The organism is Mesorhizobium sp. WSM4808 (assembly GCF_055811675.1).
In genome coordinates this window covers 261912-275471 of record NZ_JBVVQX010000003.1, presented here as the reverse complement: position 1 = coordinate 275471, position 13560 = coordinate 261912, and the positions used below count along the sequence as shown (strand labels likewise).

The window sequence follows — 13560 nt, the reverse complement described above, 5'->3', positions numbered from 1 at the left end:
TTACACCGCCACTTCCTGGGCAGCCCATTTGCGCAGGATCTGCGCGGTGCGCTCCTCGTTGAGGTCGACCATCCTTGCAAGCCTGTCCTGCGGCGCCGGCCGGATCTTCTGGCGAAGATCGTCGAGCGGCGTGGGGCCTGGGCGTGTGCCTGGCAAGGTCCCAATCGCGGCACTGTCGGTAGCCGCCATTGCCTCCGGCGTCGGCAGCGAGCGCTGGACGTCGTCGAAGCTGGGACCTGCCAGGGCCGGAGTAGCCTTTGCCGTCAGCGCCGCGGCCATCGGCCTCAGGCCGAAGAAGGCGACCAGGAACACCACGACGATGAAGGCACCGGCATTGATCATCGTGCCGGCATGCTGGCCGATCGAATCGAGCATTCCCGCCTGCGGGATCGCCTCGCCATCCAGGCCGTCGATGAACTCGACCGCCGAGACGTCGATGATGTCGCCGCGCTTTTCGTCAAGGCCGGTAGCGGACGTGACCATCTTCTGGATCTCGGCGACGCGCTTGGCGATCTGCTCCGGCGTGGCGTCCTTGCCGAGGATGGCCGTCAGCCGTTGCTGATTGACGACCACGGCAATCGACATCTTGGTGACGGTGTAGCCGTTTGAGACCGTGGCGATCTTCTTGGAATTGATCTCGTAGTTGGTGATCTCTTCCCTGCGGTCGTTCTGCGAGGAGGATTGCGGACCATCGGTGGCGGTTGCCTGGGTCTCGGGCAGGTTCTGCTCGACGCTGGCCGGAGTGGAAGCCTGCTTCTGGTTGTTGTTCTCGTTGGCCCGCACCGACTGCACCGAGCGTTCGACGCGGGAATTCGGATCGAAGATGGTCTCTTCCGTCTGGCGGGTGTCGGTGTTGACCTCGGCCTTGACGCTGGCGCGGAAATTGTCGGGGCCGAGATAGGCCGTCAGCGCACGGCGGATGTTGTCTCCGATCTGCGCCTCGACGGTCTGCTCGACGCCGAGCGTGCGGGCGGCGCTGGTGTTGGAAGGATCGTCGCCCGCGGCCAGCAGATTGCCGCTGGAATCGAGAACAGTCACCTTGTCTGCCGACAGGCCGGGAACGGCGGCGGCGACGAGATGGCGGATCGACATGGCGCTCTTCTCGGCGTCGATGCCGGCGTAGCGGATGACCACGGAGGCCGAGGGCTGCTGCTCGTCGCGGCGGAAATTGGCCCGTTCGGACATGACGATGTGGACCCGCGCAGCCTTGATGCCCGATATGGACTGGATGGTGCGGGCGATCTCGCCTTCCAGCGCCCGCACGCGGGTGATCTGCTGCATGAAGGAGGTGAGGCCGAGCGAGCCGACATTGTCGAACAATTCGTAGCCGGCATTGGCGCTGGTCGGCAGGCCCTTTTCGGCAAGCAGCATGCGGGCCTGAGCGGTGGTGCCGGCCGGCACCAGAACCGAGGTTCCATCGGCGCCGACATCGAAGCCGATGCCGGCTTCGCCCAGCACCAGGCCGATCTGGTTCACGTCGGCGCGGTCGAGTCCCACATAGAGCGTGTCATAGGCGGGGCGGTTGAGATAGACCGAGGCGATGCCGATGACGCCCATCACCAGAACGGCGATGCCCGCCAGCATGGCGAGGCGCTTCACGCCAAACCCGCGGAGATTCGAGATGATGCTCTGGATCTGTTCCGGCACGGTTCAACGACTCCCAGCATGATTGTCCGCCGGAACTCTAGTCTTCGAAGCTTGTGCGAAAATGAAATCGGGCCGCGCTGGCGGCGCGGCCCGATTATCTGATGGAAAGGACGGCGCCGGTGGCGCCCGTGATCAGCTCTTGAACAGAGACAGGATCGACTGCGAGGCGCTGTTGGCGATCGACAGCGCTTGAACGCCGAGCTGCTGCTGAACCTGCAGTGCCTGGAGCCGGGTCGATTCCTTGTTCATGTCGGCATCGACAAGCTGGCCGACGCCGCGGTCGATGGAGTCCATCAAACTCTGGGTGAAGGTCTTCTGCAGGTCGATGCTGCTCTTGGCGGAACCGAGGATGGTGGCGGAGTCGGTCAGCTGGGCCATGACGTTATCGATCCTGTTCACCATCTGCGTGATGATGTCGTCGGTAATGCCTGGTGCCGTGATATCGAGGTTGTAGGCGGAGATATTGTCGACCTTGGCGACCGCTCCCGCCGCCGTCTGGCCGGCGGTGTTCGCGGCGATGTCCGTTCCTCCGCCCGCGATCACGCCCGCATAGGCGTTGTCGTACAGGGTCTGGGCGGCGCCCGTGGAATAGATGGACGTCTGGCGATCGAGGGTTCCGTAATTCTTGACCTCGGCGGCGAGGCCGTAGTCGAAAAGCTTGGTGCTCTCGACATCGATATCGATCGTCCCGATCGAGATGGCGCCGGATGAGGAACGATTGAATGAGGACACGATCTGGGAGTCGGGCTGGACGCCGTCATTGGCGGCCGCAACCTGCTTTGAGGTCACCGCTAGGAAGTTCGAGCCTGAAAAGGTGGCCGCATCGGCGAACGACTTCATCTGCGCCTGAAGCGCTTTGATCTCGGTCTGCGTCTTTGCCTTGGCTGCGTCCGTCTGGCCGACGGTCGAAAGCAGCTTGGTCTTGATCTGGCCGATCGTTGTCAGCACATTGTTCATGCCGGTGTAGGCGGTGTCGACTTTCGAGGCGCCGAGGCCGAGTGCATCCTGCACCGTCGACAGGGCCTGGTTGTCGGAGCGCATCGTGGTGGCGATCGACCAGTAGGCCGCGTTGTCCGAAGCTTGCGAGACACGGTAGCCCGTCGATATGCGGGCCTGTGTCTGCTCGAGTGACTTGTTGGTGGCGCTGAGGCTTTGAAGCGCGGTTAACGCCGCGGCGTTGGTCATGATACTCGCCAAGAAAGTCGCTCCTTCTCAAAGGCCGGCATGCTCAGACATGCCGGATAGGCCTGCTTCAACCGTGGTATCGTGCCAGTAGGGCCGATTCGCCAACCGTTGTAAGCTATTGGTTAACCATAATTAGCGGGACATGGTTAACAGCCTGTTAAACGCGGCCTTTCGAGAGTTAACGACAGAGCGTTGCGCGCGGTCCGAGCAAACGAAATCGGGCCGCGCTTTTGGCGCGGCCCGATTTTAGTGCAAGTTGGCGGATGCGATTAGCCGCGGAAGAGCGACAGGATCGACTGCGACGAACCGTTGGCGATCGACAGCGCCTGGATGCCGAGCTGCTGCTGGACCTGCAGGGCCTGGAGGCGGGTCGATTCCTTGTTCATGTCGGCATCGACGAGCTGGCCGACACCGCGATCGATGGAGTCCATCAGGTTCGAGGTGAAGGTCTTCTGCAGGTCGATACTGCTCTTGGCGGCGCCGAGCGTGGTGGCGGCGTTGGTCATGGCCTTGAGCGCGGCATCGACGACGTTCATCTGCTGCGCGATCTGGCTATCGCTGGCGGCCGTGCCACCCGAGAAGATAGTCAGCGAGGCAACCGAATAGGTGTCGGTAACCGCTGCGGCAGCGCCCAACGTCGGTGCCGAGGCCGTGGCAACAGCAGCGCCCGTGGTGCCGAGGCGGGCCGTGTCGAGAATACCCTTGGCGGTTGGTGCCGCGCCGGCATCGTACAGCTTGATGCTTTCCACATTGACATCGATCGTCGAGATCGAAGCCGCGCCGGTCGCGTCGCGGTTGAAGGCCGAAACAATCTTCACGTCGGCCGCGGTGCCTGTCGCAGTGGACACCGAAAGCATGTTGGTGCCGGAGAAGGTGGCGCCATCGGCGTAGGCCTTCAACTGGTTCTGAAGGGCGGCGATTTCGACCTGGGTCTTTTCTTTGGAGGCGTCCGTCTGGCCGTAGGACGCGACCAGCTTGGTCTTGATCTGGTTGATCGTATCGATCGCGCTACTCATGCCGGTATAGGCTGTGTCGACCTTAGAGGCGCCGAGGCCGAGAGCGTCCGAAACGGTGGACATTGCCTGGTTGTCGGAGCGCATCGTGGTGGCGATCGACCAGTAAGCGGCGTTGTCCGAAGCCTGCGAGACCTTGTAGCCGGTCGAGATGCGGGCCTGGGTGTCGGTGAGGGATTTGCTGGTGGCGTTGAGGCTCTGCAGGGCCGTCAATGCGGCGCTGTTCGTCATGATGCTGGACATGGTACTCGGACCTTGATTTTACAGGTATTTTTTACATACCGGCTCTACCGGTATGACGGTGCGGCATCATGCCCATGATCTCTCAAAATCGATCACCCGCCATCTGCGAGCGAATATGCGGGCAAGTCCCTACCAAAGGGCTAAACCGGACGGTTAATCGAAAATATATTGCTGGGATTTCGAGCCGGCGCCGCAGGGTCAGTTGAAGGAGCGCACCAGGCTGCCGACAAGCAGGTTCCAGCCGTCGATCAGGACGAAGAACAGGATCTTGAACGGCAGCGACACCACTGTCGGCGGCAGCATCATCATGCCCATCGCCATGGTGATGGTGGCCACGATCAGGTCAATGACGAGGAATGGCAGCACGATCAGGAAGCCGATCTCGAAACCGCGCCGGATCTCCGAGATCATGAAGGCCGGCACCAGGATGCGCAGGTCGACGGTGTCACGCGAAACGGTCTGTCCGCGCTCGCGGGCAAGGTCGGCGAAGAGGTCGAAATCCTTGTCACGCACATTGTGCAGCATGAAGGTGCGGAACGGGTCCGAAATCTTGTCGAAGGCTTCGGTCTGCGTGATCTGGTTATCCATCAGCGGCTTGACGCCGGTGTTCCAGGCCTGATCGAAGGTCGGCGCCATGACGTAGAACGTCATGAACAGCGATAGCGAAATCAGGATGAGGTTCGCCGGTGTCGACTGCAGGCCGATGCCGGCGCGCAGGATCGAGAAGGCGATGACGAAACGGGTGAAGCTGGTCACCATGATCAGCAGGCCTGGCGCCACCGACAGAACGGTCAGCAGGCCGAACATCTGGATGATGTAGCCTACGGTGGTGCCGTCAGCCTTGCCGATGCCGCCGAGATCGAGCTGCTGGGCCGTCGCGATGGAGGTGGCGGCCGCGATCATGGCCGTGGCGAGAAGGAACTTTCTCATTCGAGCAGCAATGTCCTGATGAGTACCTGTTTGGCGTGACCCTGGCTGCGGATCGCGGCGCGTTCTTCGAGGTCGGCCTTCAGGTGCTGGTAGCCGCTGGCCCCCTCGATCTGATGCATCTTCAGCGTGCGCACCAGGGCCAGAAGGTCCTGGTGGATGTCATCAGACATTGCCTGTGGCTGCGGCGCGTCATAGACGACGGACACCTCCATCCTGATCCATGTGCCGGCAGGCGAGGCGATGTTGGTGGTGATCGGCGCCAGCACGACAAGCATCGGGCCCAGGCCTGGCTGCTCGGCCGCGGTGGGCTGCATGATCTTGCCTTCGTTCTCAGGCGCGACCGGTACCGACGCCGGTGCGCCGACGCCTTTGAGACAACCGCCGGACATCCAGCCCATGCCAATGGCGGCCGCCGTCACAAGCAGCAGCAGGCCGGCCTGGATGGCAGGGGAGGGACCCTTGCGTGGCTGAACCTGTTCGATATTTGCCACGGCGCCCTGCTCCGATCCTAGAACGGAAGAACCTGGTCGAGAATCTGCTGGCCGTAGGCAGGCTGCTGGACCTCGGTGATGCGACCGCGTCCGCCGTAGGAGATGCGGGCCTCGGCGATACGTTCGTAGGGGATGGTGTTTTCGGCGCCGATATCGGCCGGCCGCACGATGCCGGCGAGCGTCAGCACCCTGAGCTCGGCGTTGACGCGCACTTCCTGCGATCCGGTGATCATCAGATTGCCGTTGGGAAGCACATCGGTGACGATCGCCGCGACATTGAGCTCAAGCGTCTCCGAGCGCTTGATCTCGCCGTCGGCAGTCGTGTCCGTGGTGGAGCTGAGAGCCCCAGCGCCCTTGCCGGCGGTGCTCCACTTGTCCCACTGCGCGCTGAGGTCGTAACCGAGCTTGCGACTGGCGGTGCGGCTCCTGTCGTTCTGGTTCTTGAAGTTGGCCCGATCGTTGATCTTGATCTTGACCGTCAGGATGTCGCCCTGGGACAGCGCCCGCGGGTCGGTGAACAGCCGGCTCTGGCGGTCGTCCCACAACGAGAATTTCTTGACTGGCGCGGGCGGCGTTTGCGGGTAGCGATAGAGGGAGCCGGTGCTGCCGCCATCGATGCCGGAGCCGACCGGGGACAGAGCCGGCTCCCTGCCGACCTCCTTGAGGTTGGTTCCGCAACCCGAGAGCATGGTGACCGCGCACAGGACAAGCATTTTCCGGATCATGACGGATCTACCCTTCGGGCTGCGCTGGCCATAATGCCGGTGAGCGTCGCCGCCGCCTTCTGGTCCATTTCGTTGAGGATGACGCTCGCCTTGCGTGTATCGAGCTTCATCAATATGGCCGCAGCCAGATCGGCGTTGACGATGGCCAGCCGCTCGGCGGCGGCGTCGGGCTTCATGCCGGCGTAGATCTGGACGACGCCGTCTTCTGCCCGGGCCAGGAAAACCTCGCGCCGCTTCAGCCAGGTCTCGTATTCAGCTTTCTTTGCATCGAGAGCTTTCATGCGCTCGTCAATGCCGGCCTGGAGCTGCTTCAGTTCCTCCGCCTGCAGGACATAGCGGCGGTCGCGGGCGGCGTCGGCGATGTTTGAGCAGAAGCGCTCGATCTCGCTTTGGTCCGGCGCCTTTTCCCGCGTCAATTGCTGCGGCGCCGCTGCCACCGGTGCCCCCGGCAGGACCTGGCGGACCGTCTCCTCGCCGCGCGCAGTGTCGCCGGCAAAGGGCAGCGTCGCGAGAATAGCGGTCGCGAGCAGGATCGCGGCTTTGCGGTGTCTGCCGTCATGGCGTGGGAAGGAGCGCGTCATCGGCATCGCCTATTGCAGAACCAGGTCGGCCTGCAGAGCCCCGGCCGACTTGATGCCCTGCAGGATGGCGATGATGCCATCCGGCTTGACGCCGAGGCGGTTGAGGCCGGAAACGAGGGTCTGGAGATCGGGTCCGTCAAGCACGGCAACGCGGGCGTCGGGCCGGCTGGCGTCGATGGCGGTGAACGGTTCGACGGCGGTCTCGCCCTTGGAGAAGGGCTCGGGCTGGACGATGCGCGGCGCTTCGGTGATGCGCACGGTGAGCGTGCCGTGGCTGATGGCGACACGTGAGATCTTGACGTCATTGCCGATGACGATGGTGCCGGTGCGCTCGTCGATCACGACACGGGCCGGCGTGTCGGATTCGACCACCAGATTCTCGATTTCGGCATAGAAGCGCGCCGCCGAGACACCCTTCGGCCTTCTGATCTGCACGGTGCGAGAATCGCGCTCTGCCGCCACTCGCATGCCGAAGCGCTGGCCGGTGTAGTCGTTGATGGCGTCCGCGATGCGGATAGCGGTCGAGAAATCGGGATTGCGCAGTTGCAGCGTCAGGACCGCCTGATCGTCGAACTCGGCCTGGACAGCACGCTCGACGATGGCGCCGTTCGGCACGCGGCCGGAGGTCGGCACGCCTTGCGTCAGCTGCTCGGCCTGTCCCTGGGCGGTAAAGCCGGACACGATGACCGAGCCCTGGCCGACGGCATAGATCTCGCCGTCCGCCGCCTTCAGCGGGGTCATGATCAGCGTGCCGCCGGAAAGCGAGGTCGCGTCGCCCATCGAGGAGACGTCGATGTCGATGCGGGCGCCCGATTGCACGTAGGGCGGCATGTTGGCGGTGACGATGACGGCGGCGACATTCTTGGCGCGCGCACTGCCGCCTTCGGTGGCGATGCCGAGATTTTCGAGCATCGCGCGGATCGACTGTTCGGTGAATGGCGAGTTGCGCAGGCTGTCGCCCGATCCGGCAAGGCCGATGACCAGGCCGTAGCCGACGAGCTGATTGTCGCGCGAACTCTGCAACTGGGCGATGTCCTTGATGCGCGCGGCCACCTGGCCCGGCGGCAGCGAACTCGGCCCGGTCGAAACCCGGAACATGCGGCTGGTGGTGGCCGGATCATATTCGGGATCGTTGTAGACGCCGCCATTCTTGGCGGCGAGCTCGCGCTTGGCCTTCGACGTCAGGCCGTCGGCCAGCGCCGGCTGCAGGCCAAGCACGGCTGCCAGCATCAGGGTAAGCCCGCGCATCATGACGCGCTGACCTGGATGGTTCCGTCCGCCATCACCGTGCCGGACAGGATTTTGCCGCTGTCGATGTTGCGAACCTTGACGAGGTCGCCCGCGGCTCCCGGCTGCAGCGTCACGGCGGTGGCCGAGATCGTCAGCCCGCCGGCGATGAAGAAGATCTGCACGGAAGCACCCTGTTCGACCAGCCAGGCCTCGCGGATCGCGGTGGAGGGAATGTAGCGGCCGGGCAGCAGCGTGCGCTTGGCGACCTTGCCATCCAGTTCTTCGGCCCGCGTGGCGACCGCCTCCGGCTTGTGCTTGCCGACGATAAGGGTGACCTGTTTCAGGGCAGCCAGGTTGATGGTCTCGCCGGGATAGATAACCCGGCTCGGAATAAGCACCACCTCGCCGCCAGCTTGATTGCTGGCGATCCGGGTGGCCGATTGGTTGGCCGACTCCTGGGCAAAAGCCGGCATCGTGCCGGTCACCAGCGCAAGGATGAGCGCGGTGCGGCGGAATGCGGACAGGAGGCCGGGCGTCGACATCATGCGTTACCTGATGTTCTTGGAGACCACGGAGGCCATGTCGTCGGCGGCCTGAATGACCTTGGAGTTCATCTCATAAGCGCGCTGCGCCGAGATCAGTTCGGTGATTTCCTTGACCGGGTCGACGTTGGAGGCTTCGAGATAGCCCTGCTGGATGGTGGCAAAGCCGGGATCGCCCGGCACGCCGACATTCGCCGGCCCCGAAGCCGTGGTTTCCTGGAACAGATTGTCGCCGAGCGGCGCCAGGCCCGCCTCGTTGGCGAAGTTGGCGATCTGAAGCTGACCGAGGTTCTGCAGGTCGGTCTGGCCGTCGATGCGGGCGAAGACCTGCCCGGTCTTGTTGACGATGACCTCGACGGCATCCACGGGAACATTGATTGCCGGAATGACGGCAGCGCCGTCGACCGTCACGAGTTGGCCGGTGGCGTTGGTGTTGAGAGCTCCGGCGCGGCTGTAGAGCGTGCCGCCGTCGGCACCCTCGATCTGAAACCAGCCCCTACCGGTCAGCGCCAGGTCGAAACTGTTGCCGGTGCTGGTCAGTTCGCCCTGGGTGTGCACGTTGCGCACGGCCGTCGTCTTGACGCCGAGGCCGATCGAGACGCCCTCCGGCACCAGCGAGGCGTTGGAGCGGTTGGGCACGCCCTGCGTGCGGTCGACCTGATAGAGCAGGTCGGAGAATTCGGCACGGGCGCGCTTGTAGCCGGTGGTGTTGATGTTGGCGATGTTGTTGGCGATGACTTCCAGATTTGTCTGCTGGGCATTCATGCCGGTGGCGGCGATGGCGAGTGCTTTCATGGCGGAATTCCTCAGATGCCCATTCGACTGACTTCGAGATAGGCGGAAACCACCTTGTCGCGGATGGCGACGGCGGTCTGAAGCGCCTGCTGCGCGCTCATCACGGCGTCGACCACCTGACGGGTGTCGGCGTCGCCCTTGAGCGCCTGCAACGATACCTGCTCGGCATTCTGCAGCGTGTTCACGGTCTTGGAGGCTGCCTGGCTCAGCGCCTCGGCGAAGGAGGTGCCGATGGTGCCGCCGGCCGAGGGTGTCGCGCCGCCCTGGAGCAGGCTTGTGGCCGCGTCGTCGCCGCCGATCGACGGCTTGAACTGAAGCGCTCCGATACCGCTGATCATTACTGGTTCCTCATCAGGTCGATGGTCATGGAAATCAGGTCGCGGGCCTGCTTGACCACCTGAAGGTTGGCCTCGTAGGAGCGATTGGCCTCAGTCATGTCGGCCATTTCGATCAGCACGTTGACGTTGGGCATCTTGACGTAGCCCTTCTCGTCGGCGGCCTCGTTGCCGGGCTGGAACTCGACTGGAAAGTCACTGGGATCTCGATCGATCGAGTTCACTGCAACCGTTGAACTGCCGGAGGCCCGGTCAAGCTCAGAGACGAAGCTGATGGTCTTGCGGCGATAAGGATCGGAGCCGGGCGCGGTGCCGGTCGACTGGGCGTTGGCGAGGTTTTCGGAAACCACGCGCAGGCGCTCCGACTGGGCGCCGAGGCCTGATGCTGCGACTTTGAGGGCTGCGGTCAGTGCGTCCATGGTCAGCTCTTCACCGCCATCATCATCATCGTATGAAACGCCTTGACGATCGCTGTGTTGAGCTCGAAGGAGCGGCGCACCTCGCCGGCTTTCAGCAACTGGTCTTCCAGAACGACCGAGTTCTTGGACGGCATGACGACGCCGTCATTCTCCTGCGGCTTGATGGTGAAGCCGGCATTGGTCGCTGCATTGCCGAGATGGCCGGCCTGGGTCGCCTGCAGCGATACGGCAGCGCGGTCGAGCACCTTTTCGAATGGCTCGACATCGTTTGCCGTATAACCCGGCGTGTTGGCATTGGCGATGTTGCCGGCGACTGCCGACTGGCGCACGGCCAGCCATTGCGCTTGCTTGGCGGCGAGGTCGAAAAGGGAAACGGGCTCCATGGGAATCTCCGAGCAGGTACCCAGAGACTAGGCCACCAGTCTTGCGCGGGCCTTGCGGATGGCGGGAGCCGGAGATCGTTTATCTGGAGAGTTCGATCACCCGGTCGGCACTGGTGACCATGACCCATTTGCCGTTGCGCTGCTCGATGGAGGACACCTGACTGGAGTCAGGCAGTATCGAGCCGCGCTGGACGATCCAGAGGCCAGCGTCGTCCTGGATCATGGCACGGCCGTTAGCGACATGAACCATGCGGAATTTCGCCGCGTCGGCTGGAAACGGTTGCTCGTCGGGTGCGGCTGCGGGATTGGCATCGTCCCGCACCGTCCCCGTGGCAAGAAGATCGAGATTGGCCGCGGGAATATCCTTTGCCGTCAGCGGCGCGCTGCGTTGCGCGACCACGCCGCCGCCCGCTCGCCCGGAATTGGAGCCGGTGCCGCCGAACTTCATCGCCTGGACGCCAAACTGGTCCTGGTTGAAGAAGATGTACCAGGGGAACAGGGCGCAGATCAGGCCGAGCGTGATGCCGAGCGCGGCTATGACGAAATCGCTGCGTCGGTCGGACTTCTTCTTCAGTCGGGGAAACGGTGCCTTTGGCGGCTGCGGCCATTCGGTGCGCGGGAACAGCCCGTCGATCAGCGAGTCGCGGCTGGCCTGCGTCATCTCGGCAGCCACCGCCTGGGGAGCCCGGGGCAGAGCGGGTTCGACGGGCCTGGCCAGATCAGGATCGGCTTTGCCAGCCCGTGGCAGGATTGGCTTGACGGCTCTGGCCAGAACGGCCTCGGCTTTGGCTGCGATGGCACGGGCCGCCTTTGCCTTGGCGGTTCTCGTTTCGTCAGCCTCGGCTTGCTCCACGGCGTTGGCCTCGGCGATCATGTCGCGCAGGATGCGCTCGGTATATTCGCGTTCAGTCTCCGGCATCGGCGTTCAGCTTGCTCTTGAGGTGGCGGGCGAGATCGGAGAACGGGTCGGTCGACGGGCGATCCTTCGGCGCTTGCGTCAGCGCCTCATAGATCAGCGGCACCTGGCGCACGGCGATGTCCAGTTCGGCATCGGCGCCCCCCTGATAGGCCCCGAGCAACCGGATATCGCGCGTGTCCTCGAAGCGCGAGATCATCGACTTCAGCCTTGTCACCAGCGCGCGCTGTTCGACGCTCCAGGCCTTTCCGGCCAACCGCGATATGGACGACAGCGGGTTGACGGGGGGATAGCGACCCTGTTCGGCGATCGTGCGATCGAGCACGACATGGCCGTCGAGGATGCCGCGCACGGAATCGGCGACCGGATCGTTGTGATCGTCGCCGTCGACCAGCACGGAAATAATGGCGGTGATGGATCCTTTGCCTTCCCCGCCCGGCCCGGCGCGTTCGAGCAGCTTGGGCAGTTCGGTGAACACCGAGGCCGGATAACCGCGCGCGACCGGCGGCTCGCCGGTACCCGTCGCCACCTCACGCAGGGCGTGGGCGAAGCGGGTGATCGAATCCAGCACCAGCAAAACGCGATGCCCCTGGTCGCGAAAATGCTCGGCGACGCGCATGGCGGTGTCCGGCGCACGCCGGCGCATCATGGCGCTTTCGTCGCTGGTGGCGACGACGGCGACGGTCTTGGCCATGCTGTCGCCGATAGTATCCTCGAGGAATTCACGGACTTCTCGGCCGCGTTCGCCGATGAGCGCCACCACGACGGTATCGAATGCGTCGGCGCCGGCGAGCATGGCGAGCAGCGTCGACTTGCCGACGCCGGAGCCGGCAAAGATGCCGAGGCGCTGGCCGAAACAGAGCGGCGTGAAGATGTCGATGACCTTGACGCCGGTCATGAAGGCAGTGCCGACGCGTTGCCGCGCCATGGCTCCCGGCGTCGTCTGGGCGCCGCGCGATGTGTCGTCTCCCCGGGCGAGCGGCGGGCCGCCATCGATCGTCCTGGTGAGTGCGTCGATGGTGCGGCCGCGCCACGAGGCATGCGGCGCCACCACGAGCGGACCTCGGCGGAAAACGGCATCACCGATGCCGGAATCGGCGCTGCGTTCGAAGGGTGCCACGACGGCCTCGTCGCGGCCGATCTTGACGATCTCGCCGCGCCGCGCACCAGCATCGCCGCGCTGCTCGACGATGTCGCCCAGCCTGGCGAAGCCGGAAAGGCCGTGCACCTTGTAGTGCGTGGGCGTGACTTCGATGACGCGGCCGCCGCGCTTGAGCAGCGCCTCGGCGTCGGCGAAACGCCGCCAGACCCGTTCCAGCGCGGCAAGCCGGTCTTCCGGCGCCGGCTGGAGTTGTCTTTCGAGTGCGCGCAGGGATGGCTGGTCGAGCGACATGGATTACTTCGAGCCGAGCGTCTTGATCGCCTCGTCGGTGGAGGAGTCGGTCTGCCGCATCAGGGCGGCGGTGTTCTCGAAGGCGCGCTGGACCATGATCAGCCTGGTGATCTCCAGCACCGGATTGACATTGGACTCTTCGAGAAAACCCTGGGCGACGCCGATATCCGCGCGATCGGTGACAGGCTCCGGGGTGCGTGCCGGAACGATGCCGGAATTGCCGTAGCGGACGAAGTTCGGGCCTGGGTCGAAATTGTAGAGACCGATCGAGCCGACAAGCTGATCGTTCTGGCGCAACGAACCATCGGCCCCGGCCTTGGGTGGGCCGTTGCGGGGATCAAGCTGGATCGGCGAGCCGCCGGCATCGAGCACCGGGTGGCCCTCGATCGACATCAGCTCGCCGTTCTCGTTCATCGAAAAGCGGCCGTCGCGGGTCATGACGGTGCCGACCGGCGTCTCTATGGCAAACCAGGCATCGCCCTGGACGGCGAAATCGAAGGGATTTCCGGTCTCGCTCAAGCCACCATGGGCGCCGGAAAGGTAGGTCTTGCCCGGGGAGGCGAAGGATACCGATTTCTGCCCGGTGCCGGAGACGACGTCATCGAACTTCACGCCGGTGGCGCGAAAGCCGATCGTCGAGGCATTGGCGACGTTGTCGGCGATGGTGTCGAGGCGCCGCTCGAGCGCGATCTGCGACGAAAGGGCGACGTACAGGCTATCCCGCATGATGGT

At 64.1% G+C, this 13560-nt stretch carries 16 protein-coding genes; all 16 read right to left on the bottom strand.

The window, feature by feature from the left end; all coding sequences use genetic code 11:
* The 16 genes from fliF to flgF all read right to left on the bottom strand — a co-directional run bounded on the left by fliF (position 1) and on the right by flgF (position 13554).
* Entirely contained in the window at positions 1-1647 is a 1647-nt protein-coding gene (gene fliF / locus AC0L2U_RS06610; protein WP_023810010.1) for a flagellar basal-body MS-ring/collar protein FliF, read from the bottom strand.
* A gap of 132 nt (positions 1648-1779) precedes the next feature.
* On the bottom strand, positions 1780-2844 hold the full coding sequence (locus AC0L2U_RS06605; protein ID WP_127270046.1) for a flagellin N-terminal helical domain-containing protein: 1065 nt from the start codon (positions 2842-2844) through the stop codon (positions 1780-1782).
* 257 nt (positions 2845-3101) lie between these two features.
* Positions 3102-4088: a flagellin N-terminal helical domain-containing protein gene (locus AC0L2U_RS06600; protein WP_127271439.1), complete on the bottom strand. Its 987-nt coding sequence runs from the start codon at positions 4086-4088 to the stop codon at positions 3102-3104.
* A 198-nt stretch (positions 4089-4286) separates the two neighbouring features.
* Positions 4287-5018: a flagellar type III secretion system pore protein FliP gene (gene fliP, locus AC0L2U_RS06595; RefSeq protein WP_127290412.1), complete on the bottom strand. Its 732-nt coding sequence runs from the start codon at positions 5016-5018 to the stop codon at positions 4287-4289.
* Positions 5015-5509, bottom strand: a complete 495-nt coding sequence (locus AC0L2U_RS06590; RefSeq protein ID WP_473601601.1) for a flagellar basal body-associated FliL family protein — start codon at positions 5507-5509, stop codon at positions 5015-5017. Before AC0L2U_RS06590 ends, fliP begins: the two co-directional genes overlap by 4 nt.
* 17 nt (positions 5510-5526) lie before the next feature.
* Positions 5527-6234 (bottom strand): flagellar basal body L-ring protein FlgH, encoded by a 708-nt coding sequence (gene flgH / locus AC0L2U_RS06585; RefSeq protein ID WP_128307490.1) that lies wholly within the window; start codon positions 6232-6234, stop codon positions 5527-5529.
* On the bottom strand, positions 6231-6815 hold the full coding sequence (locus tag AC0L2U_RS06580) for a MotE family protein (RefSeq protein WP_127326675.1): 585 nt from the start codon (positions 6813-6815) through the stop codon (positions 6231-6233). Before AC0L2U_RS06580 ends, flgH begins: the two co-directional genes overlap by 4 nt.
* A 9-nt stretch (positions 6816-6824) precedes the next feature.
* Positions 6825-8066 carry a flagellar basal body P-ring protein FlgI gene (locus AC0L2U_RS06575; RefSeq protein WP_128363173.1) on the bottom strand — a complete coding sequence of 414 codons (1242 nt, stop codon included), beginning with the start codon at positions 8064-8066 and terminating at the stop codon, positions 6825-6827.
* Positions 8063-8590: a flagellar basal body P-ring formation chaperone FlgA gene (gene flgA / locus AC0L2U_RS06570; protein WP_127397192.1), complete on the bottom strand. Its 528-nt coding sequence runs from the start codon at positions 8588-8590 to the stop codon at positions 8063-8065. Before flgA ends, AC0L2U_RS06575 begins: the two co-directional genes overlap by 4 nt.
* Before the next feature lie 3 nt (positions 8591-8593).
* The gene (flgG, locus tag AC0L2U_RS06565; protein ID WP_013529795.1) at positions 8594-9382 is read right to left on the bottom strand and encodes a flagellar basal-body rod protein FlgG; all 789 of its coding nucleotides are present in this window, start codon (positions 9380-9382) and stop codon (positions 8594-8596) included.
* Positions 9383-9393: 11 nt separating this feature from the next.
* Positions 9394-9720, bottom strand: coding sequence for a flagellar hook-basal body complex protein FliE (gene fliE / locus AC0L2U_RS06560; protein WP_127397190.1), 327 nt, complete (start codon positions 9718-9720; stop codon positions 9394-9396).
* Positions 9720-10136 (bottom strand): flagellar basal body rod protein FlgC, encoded by a 417-nt coding sequence (gene flgC / locus AC0L2U_RS06555; protein WP_013529797.1) that lies wholly within the window; start codon positions 10134-10136, stop codon positions 9720-9722. Before flgC ends, fliE begins: the two co-directional genes overlap by 1 nt.
* 2 nt (positions 10137-10138) lie before the next feature.
* Entirely contained in the window at positions 10139-10519 is a 381-nt protein-coding gene (gene flgB, locus AC0L2U_RS06550; protein ID WP_027038255.1) for a flagellar basal body rod protein FlgB, read from the bottom strand.
* A gap of 79 nt (positions 10520-10598) precedes the next feature.
* Positions 10599-11438 (bottom strand): hypothetical protein, encoded by an 840-nt coding sequence (locus tag AC0L2U_RS06545; RefSeq protein WP_127809425.1) that lies wholly within the window; start codon positions 11436-11438, stop codon positions 10599-10601.
* Positions 11425-12828 (bottom strand): flagellar protein export ATPase FliI, encoded by a 1404-nt coding sequence (gene fliI / locus AC0L2U_RS06540; protein ID WP_127326680.1) that lies wholly within the window; start codon positions 12826-12828, stop codon positions 11425-11427. Before fliI ends, AC0L2U_RS06545 begins: the two co-directional genes overlap by 14 nt.
* 3 nt (positions 12829-12831) lie before the next feature.
* Positions 12832-13554 (bottom strand): flagellar basal-body rod protein FlgF, encoded by a 723-nt coding sequence (flgF, locus tag AC0L2U_RS06535; RefSeq protein ID WP_473601600.1) that lies wholly within the window; start codon positions 13552-13554, stop codon positions 12832-12834.
* Positions 13555-13560: the final 6 nt, after the last annotated feature.